At 31.4% G+C, this 11342-nt stretch carries 13 protein-coding genes and 2 tRNA genes; all 15 read right to left on the bottom strand.

Translation table 11 applies throughout. The features are described from left to right. Positions 1–101: 101 nt before the first annotated feature. Positions 102–175: transfer RNA gene (locus ACSUE0_RS12720), tRNA-Gly, on the bottom strand. Positions 176–196: 21 nt separating this feature from the next. After that, positions 197–279, bottom strand: a tRNA-Leu gene (locus ACSUE0_RS12715). 478 nt (positions 280–757) lie between these two features. Further along, positions 758–1207 (bottom strand): SprT family protein, encoded by a 450-nt coding sequence (locus ACSUE0_RS12710; protein ID WP_436957617.1) that lies wholly within the window; start codon positions 1205–1207, stop codon positions 758–760. Further along, the gene (locus tag ACSUE0_RS12705) at positions 1200–3350 is read right to left on the bottom strand and encodes a Tex family protein (protein ID WP_436957615.1); all 2151 of its coding nucleotides are present in this window, start codon (positions 3348–3350) and stop codon (positions 1200–1202) included. The genes ACSUE0_RS12710 and ACSUE0_RS12705 overlap by 8 nt, the downstream gene beginning before the upstream one ends. A 146-nt stretch (positions 3351–3496) precedes the next feature. After that, on the bottom strand, positions 3497–4267 hold the full coding sequence (gene sigB / locus ACSUE0_RS12700) for an RNA polymerase sigma factor SigB (protein ID WP_436957613.1): 771 nt from the start codon (positions 4265–4267) through the stop codon (positions 3497–3499). Beyond that, complete coding sequence (gene rsbW, locus ACSUE0_RS12695; RefSeq protein WP_017722125.1) at positions 4242–4724, bottom strand: anti-sigma B factor RsbW; 483 nt, start codon at positions 4722–4724, stop codon at positions 4242–4244. The genes sigB and rsbW overlap by 26 nt, the downstream gene beginning before the upstream one ends. Before the next feature lies 1 nt (position 4725). Further along, a complete protein-coding gene (locus ACSUE0_RS12690) occupies positions 4726–5052 on the bottom strand; it encodes an anti-sigma factor antagonist (RefSeq protein WP_017722124.1) in 327 nt (108 codons plus the stop codon). Positions 5053–5131: 79 nt separating this feature from the next. Then, positions 5132–6133, bottom strand: a complete 1002-nt coding sequence (locus ACSUE0_RS12685; RefSeq protein WP_119613996.1) for a SpoIIE family protein phosphatase — start codon at positions 6131–6133, stop codon at positions 5132–5134. Positions 6134–6482: 349 nt separating this feature from the next. Next, positions 6483–6845, bottom strand: coding sequence for a type II toxin-antitoxin system PemK/MazF family toxin (locus tag ACSUE0_RS12680; RefSeq protein WP_047172098.1), 363 nt, complete (start codon positions 6843–6845; stop codon positions 6483–6485). Beyond that, positions 6842–7012 (bottom strand): type II toxin-antitoxin system antitoxin MazE, encoded by a 171-nt coding sequence (gene mazE / locus ACSUE0_RS12675; RefSeq protein ID WP_017722121.1) that lies wholly within the window; start codon positions 7010–7012, stop codon positions 6842–6844. Before mazE ends, ACSUE0_RS12680 begins: the two co-directional genes overlap by 4 nt. Positions 7013–7099: 87 nt before the next feature. After that, entirely contained in the window at positions 7100–8248 is a 1149-nt protein-coding gene (gene alr, locus ACSUE0_RS12670; RefSeq protein ID WP_119613997.1) for an alanine racemase, read from the bottom strand. Between the two features lie 102 nt (positions 8249–8350). Beyond that, positions 8351–8713: a holo-ACP synthase gene (gene acpS, locus ACSUE0_RS12665; RefSeq protein WP_119613998.1), complete on the bottom strand. Its 363-nt coding sequence runs from the start codon at positions 8711–8713 to the stop codon at positions 8351–8353. Between the two features lie 60 nt (positions 8714–8773). Then, positions 8774–9265 (bottom strand): PH domain-containing protein, encoded by a 492-nt coding sequence (locus ACSUE0_RS12660; RefSeq protein WP_119613999.1) that lies wholly within the window; start codon positions 9263–9265, stop codon positions 8774–8776. After that, positions 9252–10760: a PH domain-containing protein gene (locus tag ACSUE0_RS12655; RefSeq protein ID WP_436957609.1), complete on the bottom strand. Its 1509-nt coding sequence runs from the start codon at positions 10758–10760 to the stop codon at positions 9252–9254. Before ACSUE0_RS12655 ends, ACSUE0_RS12660 begins: the two co-directional genes overlap by 14 nt. Beyond that, positions 10753–11232 carry a PH domain-containing protein gene (locus tag ACSUE0_RS12650; RefSeq protein ID WP_119614001.1) on the bottom strand — a complete coding sequence of 160 codons (480 nt, stop codon included), beginning with the start codon at positions 11230–11232 and terminating at the stop codon, positions 10753–10755. Before ACSUE0_RS12650 ends, ACSUE0_RS12655 begins: the two co-directional genes overlap by 8 nt. Between the last annotated feature and the right edge of the window lie 110 nt (positions 11233–11342).

The raw sequence follows: 11342 nt of genomic DNA, 5'->3' as shown, positions 1-11342 counted from the left end.
TTATCTCTAACACTTGTTTTGAACCAACAATTTAATGTTGTGTTCGGAATTAACGTTGACATATTGCAATTCAGTTTTCAATGTTCATTAAAATTTCTATATGGAGCGGGTGATGGGAATCGAACCCACAACATCAGCTTGGAAGGCTGAGGTTTTGCCATTAAACTACACCCGCTTATTAAATTAAGGTATTTGATGCGGCCGAGAGGATTTGAACCTCCACGGGAATACTCCCACTAGGCCCTCAACCTAGCGCGTCTGCCGTTCCGCCACGGCCGCTTAGCAAAACGGTTTTTCTTTCATCTCTATTAAGTAACGTATACTATTGTAATATACATTTAACATTTTGTCAACAACTTTTTAAATTCAATTTAATGAAATTAATGTTTCCTTAACAGAAGTAGTTATTATTTTTTCAACGTTTATTATCTTATAACATATAAATCCTAACGTCAATATAAAACTAAAACTAAAATGAGTAAAATCACAACCTTATTCATTATAATTCTAATATATTGTTAAAATACTCATTTATTTCTTTCGTTAACAGTGTTTTAAGTGTCTTTTACATACAAAATGGGAGTGGGACAGAAATCAAACTTTCTAATATAGATTTCGTAGTCCCACCTCGGAAAGGTGACTAGGATTGAAAAAAGCTTGATATAATCGTATTTTCAATTCAGTCACCTACTGCCAAATTGAAAACGAGCCTGAGACATCTATTTATGTCCCAGACCCATTCTCTCACCTTAATAATCTAATTTTCTACTTGAATTAATTTACCTCTACATTTGCCACAGACCATTTTATTTGTATTTACTTTTCTTATTCTTAGAAACTCAATTTCACATTTCTTACATTTATATATATAATTCGCTCGTTCTTCATAATTTTCTAATGGTGTACAAAATCTTGGTGCCCCTGTCTGTTTACTTAAACATTTAAAATCTGAGTCTTTATGTTTATAACCTTTACCCTGAATGTGTAAATGATAGTGACATAATTCATGTTTAATAATATCAATAATTGCAGATTCACCATATTTTATAAATTGCTTTTCATTTATTTCTATATTATGTGAATTTAATAGATAGCGTCCACCAGTGTATTTTAATCTTTTATTAAAATACACTTTATGTTCAAATCTTCGGTCAAAATACGTTGCTGATATTTCTTCTGTTAAATGTTGTAAATCATTATTATCCATTAGGATCTATCATCGTCAATGATACTTTTCCTTTTTTCTCATCTATATCTAAAATCCATACGTCTACAATATCTCCCACACTTACAATATCCATTGGGTTTTTAACAAATTTTTTAGACAATTTGGATACATGTACTAAACCATCTTGTTTTACACCTATGTCTACAAACGCTCCAAAGTCCACGACATTTCTGACCGTTCCATGAAGTTTCATATTTTTAGATAAATCTTCAATAGAAAGCACATCTGATTTTAATATCGGAGTTTCAAATTCATCCCTAGGGTCTCTATTTGGTGCAATTAATGATTTTATTATATCTTCTAATGTTGGTTGTCCAACATTAAGCTTTTCTGCAGTTAATTCAATATTCACATGATTTAATGCTAACTTAAGCTGTTCGGAACCCAGATCATTTGAAGTCATCCCAATCTCTTTTAACAATTGATAAGTAACATCATAACTCTCAGGGTGAATTGATGTATTGTCTAATGGTTCTTTACCATCCACTATTCTCATAAAACCAATGCTTTGCTCAAATGTTTTTGCGCCTAATCGTTTTACTTTAGCGATATCTTTATTATGAGTTATTGCACCATTTTCTTCTCTATAATCTATTATATTTTGGGCAATAGTTGGCGTCAGCCCAGAAACATATTGTAGTAATGAACGAGAAGCAGTATTAACATCAACTCCTACTTGGTTAACTGCCGTTTCAACTACAAATGTTAACGCACCTTCCAAAGCTTTTTGATTTACATCATGCTGATACTGTCCAACACCAATAGATTTCGGATCTATTTTAACAAGTTCACTTAGTGGATCTTGTACTCTTCTACCTATTGAAACTGCACTTCGTTCTTCAACCTGAAATTCAGGAAACTCACTTCTTGCCACTTCTGATGCAGAATACACAGATGCACCTGCTTCATTTACAATAATAAACTGTACATCTAGTTTGTGTTTTTGAATCATTGTTGCAACAAATTGTTCCGTTTCTCTGCTTGCTGTCCCATTCCCTATAGCGATTAATTCAACATCATACGATTGTACAAATTGTACAAATGTTTTTTCAGCATCTTCTTTTTTATTAATTGGCGGGTGTGGGTACATAACACCTTTAGCAACAAAAGTCCCAAATGGATTGATTACTGCAAGTTTACACCCAGTTCTAAAAGCTGGGTCTACACCCAATATTTGTTTACCTTTCATTGGAGGCTGTAATAATAAATTTCTTAAATTTTCACTAAACACGTCTATGGCATGATTTTCAGCCTTCTCAGTTAAATCTCCTCTTAGTTCTCTTTCAATAGAAGGCATGATTAAACGTTTTAAACTATCTTTTATAGCATCTTCAATTATATAAGTGCCTTCATGCTTATCTTTTATTTCATTTTTGCAAATAAAGTTTTCAATGCCTTGCGTATCCATTTCTATTTTTACGCTTAGTACTTTTTCTTTCTCCCCACGATTTACAGCTAATACACGATGGTTCGCAATCTTTTTGACTGGTTCAGCATAATCATAATACATCGAGAATATTTCTTTCTCATCTTCAGCATTCTTTTTCTTTTGAGTCACAATATTAGCATGTTGAAATGTGTCTTTTAAAATCTTGCTTCTATATTTAGGTTCATCTGACACTAACTCTGCAATAATATCTTGTGCGCCTTTAATTGCATCTTCTACACCTGGAACCTCTACTGTAATAAATTTTTGTGCTTTTGATTCGATCGACGTATCTATCGTTGATTGTTTTAACCATTGTGCGAATGGTTCTAATCCTTTTCTTTTTGCTTCTGTAGCTCTTGTTTTCTTTTTCTGTTTAAATGGTCTATATAAATCTTCAACACGTTGAAGTTTAGTCTGTTTCAAAATATCTTTTTTTAGATCTGTCGTTAATAAACCTTGCTCTTCTATATTATGTATAACTTCTTCTTTTCTTTTTTGTAGATTAACCATATATTGGTATTCATCATCAATTTGTTTAATTTCAACTTCGTCTAAACCACCAGTTTGTTCTTTTCTATAACGAGCAATAAAAGGTACAGTGTTTTTATCTTCCAATAAAGCTAACACTGCATTGATTTGTTTAGTCGTAAAATTATATTTATTCCTTATAGATTGTATTAAATTACTATCCATAGAATCCTCCACTCTCAATTATGTATTTATTCTTGTCTATCTTATACATTTTAACATATTTGATTAATACATTATTTTAAATGTATAACTACAAATAAAAAAGGCAGTACTCTATGTTTAGAGATCCTGCCTTTTGGTTTTAATAATTATTTATTCGCAGCTTCTTGAAGTTTTTTAATCGCAGTTCTTTGTAATCTTGAAACATGCATTTGGCTCAGACCAATTCTTTCTCCTGTTTCTTTTTGACTCAAACCTTCGATAAATGTGCATTGAATAATTTGTCTTTCTCTTTCCGTTAAAATAGGCAATATTTTTTCTAATATCATCCTTTTTTCTGTTAAATCATAATTATCATCTTGTTGCCCCATTATATCTAATAATGTGACTGTAGAACCATCTTTATCTGCTTCAATAGAATGATCAACACTTAACGCATTATAGCTTTGACCCATTTCCATTGCTTCTAATACATCTTCTTCATTTACTTCAAGTCTGTCAGCAATTTCTGCAATAGAAGGTGAACGTTCAAGTTCATTTGTTAATTCATCTGTTACTTTCTTGATACGTGGTCCGATTTCTTTAATTCTTCTAGGTACATGAACACTCCATGTTTTATCACGTAAATAACGTTTTATCTCACCAATTACAGTTGGTACTAAAAAGGCTTCGAACTTTCTATCAAAGGATAAATCAAACCGGTTAATTGCACCGATTAAACCAACCATACCGACCTGAACGAGGTCTTCATGATGAGATTGACCTTTAGAATATTTATATGCCAACGATTCGATTAACTTTCTATAGTGCTTTACAAGTTTATCTTGAGCATCAGAATTTTCATTTTTTTGATGCTCTGTAATCCATTGGTTAATTTGTTCAGGTGATACATCATTAACTGATTTCGACTCTCTCGCCATTATTTCGCACCTGCTCTTTTTTAATATACTTTATCATGCTGATTGTTACTCCTGATTTTTTATCAACCGTAACTTCATCCATTAATGATTCAATTAAAAACAGACCTAAACCTCCTTCTCTTAAGAAATCAATGTTTTCGTTTTCTTTATAAGGTCCTAATTGTGCTTTAGTTTCTTCATAATCAAAACTTTCTCCTTGATCAGAAATCACAATTTTTATCTTGTCATCAAAAATTTCAAAACAAAGGTTTATCATTCCTACATCATTGGGGTCATCTTTATACGCATGTTTCACTGCATTAGTAACTGCTTCACTAACTGCAATTTTGGCATCTTCTATATCATCATATGAAGCACCTGCACGTGAAAACACGCCTGATAATGTCAATCGTATTAAACTTACATATTCTGCTGAGGCTGGCAAACGCATTTCAATATAATCCTGTTTATGTTGCATGTTATTCGACCTCCGTTCCTTCATTAACATGCATCAAATCTTTTAATCCTGTAATATCAAATAGTCGATTTATCCGATCTGAAACACCTAGAATATATAATTCCTTATCATTCTGGTTTAGCGCTTTTAACGTGCCTACAAATAAACCTAAGCCAGTTGAATCCATATAACTAACATTTTCTAAGTATACATATATATCATGTGTTCCTTCTTGTCTCATTGGAACTAAGACTTCTTCTAACTCAGGAACTGTATAAACATCCAGTTCCCCGCCAACTTTCACCTCATAATGAGTATCATGAGTCACAGTTTCAATATTAAGGTTCATAACATTACACTCCTAATTATAGTCTCATTAATAACTTTTATACCCTTAAAGTTAAATTTTAAATCTAAAATATCAAAAACTAATTCACTCTTTTTATTATTAATATTGTTAAGTCATCTCTTTTTTCTGGATTCTGTATCTTTAAAATCGCCTCATATAAAAGCTGCACTATATCCTGAGGATGCATGTGCTTATATTTATGAATCATATCTAACAGATGATGTTTATCTAAAAAGTCTCCAGCTTCGTTTCTAACTTCTGTCACCCCATCAGTAAATATAATTACTAAGTCATCTAAATAGATTGGAATTTCTTGCTGCTTATAGCGTGTTTGTTGACTTACACCTAAGACTCGTCCGCGTACAGTGATTTCTTCAAAGACCTCAGTTTCTGCACGATATACATAGCCTGGTTCATGGCCAGCTGAACTACAATATAATAAGTGGTTCAGTTCTTCATATAGTCCATAAAACATAGTTACAAACATATTTTGGTTAACATTTTTTTCTACCACACGATTCAGTCTTTTCAGACCATCACTTGGTAACTGAGAATGTCCATATGAGTCCATACCAAACTTTATCATACTCATTGCTAATGCAGCTGGGATACCTTTCCCAATGACATCTGCTACTGCAAAACTCATCGTTCCGTCTTTATGATCAATAAGATTAAAGTAATCACCACTTACTTTTTGAGCTGCAACAGAAATCACACCGATTTGTATACTGTCAAATTGAGGTATATCTGTTTTCAACATAGTCTGTTGTAAACGTGATGCTAAATCAATCTCTTTATCGTGATATTGTAAGCGATCTACTAATTGTTTATAGTCCCTGTAGCTATAACCAAATCCTTTAACAATTTCTTTCAATACATTAAATGTTTTTAAAATTTGGGATTCATCTAAACTATGACTCTTTATGTACTCTTTATGTATTTGCACTATATCTTCAGGTAATAAATCCTTTTTTATCACCTCTTCAGTAAAACGCTTACACTCGTTTAATAATCCGGTTGAATCATTAGTATATAAGCTCTTATCAATTAGCGCTTTATATTGATTTTTGAATTCTTCCACGCGGTATATCCTCCTCAAAATGCAAATATAAATCGCATACATTGGATGTAACATATATATGTTCTTTATGTATGTTTTTAACGGGGTATTTAAGTGTTAAGCATTGCTTTAATATGTCTATAAGCTAAATTATTATTTAGAATAGCCTTAACTTTAATATTTAAAAAAGCTTTAGGACACCCTAAAGCTTCTCACTTAGACATCTTATGCAAAGGTATCCAACCACTATAATAAAAATCAAAATTCAGCAAACTTAATTAACTCAACAATTAAATGGTTGTTACATGTTATAGCAAATCGATGCCCGTCATTTACTATTATATTTACTTATTAAGTAACCCCTTGAAAATTAGGATTTATGATTCCTAATATTATGTAATCCTAAACTTATATCAATAGCAATGTTAACTTCTTTCATTTTTTTCTCAGAAAGGTATGTTAATTTTTCCTTTAGCCTATTTTTGTCTAAAGTCCTGATTTGTTCTAACAATATAACAGAATCTTTATCAAGTTTATATTTACTTTTCTCTATCTCTACATGTGTAGGTATTTTAGCTTTATTAATCCTACCAGTAATTGCGGCTACAATTACTGTAGGACTATATTTATTCCCAGTATCGTTTTGTATAATAACGACGGGTCTAATTCCCCCTTGTTCAGACCCTTGTACTGGTGATAAATCAGCTAAATAAACGTCTCCTCTTCTCATCATTCATTATTATTCTTGGAGCTAATGTAAACTTCATTGCAATCACAAGCTTCACATTCAAATGGAAAGGCTTCTGCTGCAAGGGAGAGATTTAAGTCAGCCATTTGAGAATAGCCTTCTTTTAATAGTTGTTCAATACTATGATTTCTACTTTGATTAAAACTTGCCATGAATAAAGACCTCCAGGTGACTAAAATAGAATATATCGAGATTTGTTGTTAGATATATAATAACAAATTTTACACACAGTGACTATACTATTTTAGCAATTCATTTCGAATTTCTAAGCCTTTAAACTCATGATAAATCCTTGGTAATCTCCTACTTAACCTACATAAAACTTCGTAATTGATTGTTTTTTGTTGGTGTGCCAACGCTTCAGCAGATTGTGGATTATCACTATGATGGTCCATAATAATGACTTTATCTCCTGCTTGTATATCCTCAGGAATTTTTATAATTATCTGATCCATACATACTTTTCCAATGATTTCACATTGAATACCATTCACATTAACGCTAAAGCCTTTCATCATTCTTGGAAAACCATCTGCATATCCCACTGGAATAATACCTATTCTTGTTGGTACATCAGCTGTATATACACTACCATAGCTTACTGATTCTCCCGCTTGTAATATTTTTGTTTGAACAATCTCACTAATCCACTGCGCACTAGGTTTTAAATGTACTTTAACATTCGTTTTGACATATTGAGAGGGATAATAACCATATAATGAGATGCCGACTCTAACTGCATTACAAAACTGTGTATCTTTCATTAATGCACCTGCTGAATTTTGAGAATGTATATAATTCGGTTTATCAGCTTGATCAACTATTTCTTCAAATAAAGATTGTTGCTGATTCATTGATTCACCAGCTTCATCTGCACATGCAAAATGTGTGAACACACCTTCAAAAATCAAATGTTCTTGTGTTTGAATAAGCGATATAACTTCTTTGTATTCATCAACGTCCTTCATACCTAATCTACCCATACCAGTGTCTAATTTAATATGTAACCAAATATCTTTTTCATTTGTTTCTGGAATTTCTTGAATTGCATCAGTTAACCAAGCCTTTGAAGGTACTGTAATTGCAACACGATGTTGAATAGCTTTACTAATATTATATGAAGGTATTACACCTAATACGAGTATTTTCGCATCTATACCATGCATTCGTAACTCAATAGCTTCATCAAGTGTCGCCACTGCAAAAAATTCCGCACCATTTTCCATAAGTTGTCTAGCAATTGGTACACTTCCTAAACCATAACCATTTGCTTTAACTACTGGCATAACTGTTTTATTTGGATGTAATTTTCGAAAGACTTGAAAATTAGAAACAATCGCATTTAAATCCACATTCAAGTATGACGATCTATAGTACTTATCAGACATTAAATTTATACCTCCTATATGCTTATATGATATACATTTTTTACATTAAATTAATTTTATAACACTCACGATACGATAGCCAAATCAAACATACTGTAAATTCTAAAAAATTTCATCAGCTTCTAAAATAACTTGGCTCATCGCATAGTGCTCTGTATGCGTAATACTGACATGCACATTAAAGCCACTGTAATTGACGCAAGGTTTTCCATTATCATCATTGAAGCAATCTATATCATTAAAAGCGATCTTTTTACCAATACCTGTACCTAATGCTTTACTAAATGCTTCTTTACATGCAAAGCGTCCAGCTAGAAATTCTATTTTACGTTGTTCATTTTGGAAACTGTTAAATTTATATTGTTCATTCGCTGATAAGATACGTCCCACAAGTTTATCTTGCTTTTGATATAGTTTCTTTATTCTATCAATCTCAATCAAATCAACACCAATACCATGTATCATAGCGCTTCTCCTCATTTTTATATAACTTTTTTCTCTTACTTATAAATACATAATTACCATTTAGTCTGACTGATTTTTATCGTTATTAACGTATTTAATTTGTTGTTTCAACTTTGTCGCAGTTGTTTTATTAATAAATTTAATATTTATATTACCACCGGCAGTTGATAATGTTAGATTTGCTAATTTGTATTTTCTCATTAAAATCCCTTCATGGGTATCTACATTTTGTATTCTAAACAATGGAACCTTCATTACTGATACAAACCACAAACCATTCCTAACTGTAACTACGTGATCATCTATACTATATTTAAAAATTTTATATCTATAGATAGGAACGAATATAGCATTTAAAATTAAGTATATAAACGCTATACATACTCCAATAATCAAAACCCATTTCATATGTTCTTTATCAATCCATTCAATCCATACACGGTTGACCACGCTAAATATAGTTAATACTATTAAAAAAATCAAAACAGTAATAATTGCAGAGAGACGCATGACAGTTTTTCCTGATTCATGCATATTATTATAGTTCTCCATCGTTTTCACCTCTCAAATACCAATTCCTAAGCATTTGTACGTGCTGCTGCGGATTAAAATCAAGACCTACTGCTTCATTTCCCGCAGCTTTTGCAATAATAAAATTAAAATTACCTAAATTACTTTTAATAAGAAACGGATTGCGCCTTATCTCCATCCCCAATATTTTATTATGCTTAAAATATGAGTTTCTAAATCCAAATAGAGTTACATTACGTACTACGAGTTCATCATTTCGTACTTTCAAGCCGGAATACTTAACAATAAGATAACTATGTATGATTAATAAAAGTATTATTATTCCAGTGATTAAAAAGACCCATGGCTGCCAAAAATAATTTATGATAGCAGCAACAATTATTAGAACAATAGACTCTCTCCAAAAATGTCTATGGAAACCACGCCAAGGCATACCTTGTTCTGGCTTATCAAATGACATACTAGGAATTAAATCTTTAATAATCGCATAGCCTTTATCACGTTTAATAAATGGTAGAATCATAACATTGCCATCTAACGATACATCATCTTTATCATTACCGTTCATGTCACTAGTAATTACAAAGTGGATTGATGTATAGCCAAATAATTTTCTGAAAAAGGATTGTTTTTCAACAATTGCTTGTACCCTATCTGTAGGAACAGTAATACTTTTTACATTAAAAAGACCATATTTAATATTTAACTGATTACCGTTTTGTGTCACAGTATAATTAAAATTACGTATGATAACGATAAGCGTTCCTACTATATAACTAATTGCCACAATCATTGCAACCATCATAAGCACTATGACGAAAATTGCCTGTGATATTTGTGCAAATTCATCTGTTAACCAACCCCAAGGAATTACATTCGACAAGCCGCCTATAATTGGTGATATAGTAGCAAACGCAACACCTATAGCACCGCTAGTCAGTGCCATAAATAACAATTCTTTAAAGTTCAGCTTATATAAATGTAAAGGCTGATTGGTTACTTCAGTACTATATTCATCTTCTATCAAAATTTCTTTCTCACTTTGTATTTCTTCACTACCATTGATTAATTCTTTTTGTTTATCTCTCAAAGCTTGTTGTATCGTTTCACTTTGTGATTTTGAAACTGTATCTAGATCAACACCATCACTAGGTGTTTTGATTTGTAATTTCACACCACCAACTAATTGATTGATGATACCTTGTGATGTATCTAGCGTTTGAATACGACGGATATTTATCTCTTTTCTTTCTTTTGTAAATATACCTGTCGCTAAAACAAAATGATCGTTCTCTATCCAATAGCGCGTATTATAAACTTTTAGAACTTGGGTTATAAAAGAAATAATAAAAAACAAACTTACTATACCTGGAAAGATATAAGCATAAATATTAGTGAAATCAAAGTCTCTAATGTTAAACACCAAAAATATAATGATTAAAAAGATATTTTGCTTAATTGCTTCAATAATACCTGTTAAATATGAAATAGGATGAAGTTTTTGTGGTTTATACATCAAAATCAGCTCCTCTCAAATAACTGAGTGTCATAGATTCAAAAGCTTTTGAATCTTTAATCGATATTAACGGGAAGCTCACGTTATGACCTGCTGTAACTAAAGATACTTTAGCCAAGCCTAGCTTCTTTAAGATTGGATTATTTTTTCGTTCAGTAAATTGAGTACGCTCAAGTTTCACAATTTTTTGTGTTTTAAAAAAGAAATCGAATTTAATTTCTATATAATTTTCCATAATACAAAAATAAGTATGCCGATAAGTAATCCAAGGTTTTAAGACAGCATATATAATATTAAATAAAATAAATGCACAAATTAAATAGATTATAAAATGCCACCAATCGAAATGACTCCATAAAAATATTAAGACAATTGCTATAATCATATTAACTATAAATGATAGTCCTTCACTTATATAATAGTAAGTTAATGCTTGACTAGGACTTTTCTTAAATAGTTGTTCGCTCGACATATATACACTCCTCCATTGAGTTTTCAACTCATTATAACATATGGTTATTACAAGCTTCACTCCCCTTATGCCGTATATATATATTAAACTGTATTTCAATAATAACGTAC

Origin of the sequence: Staphylococcus sp. AS1337 (genome assembly GCF_051408735.1) — a bacterium.
GTDB classification, from domain to species: domain Bacteria; phylum Bacillota; class Bacilli; order Staphylococcales; family Staphylococcaceae; genus Staphylococcus; species Staphylococcus xylosus_B.
This window is presented reverse-complemented; position numbering and strand designations above follow the sequence as displayed.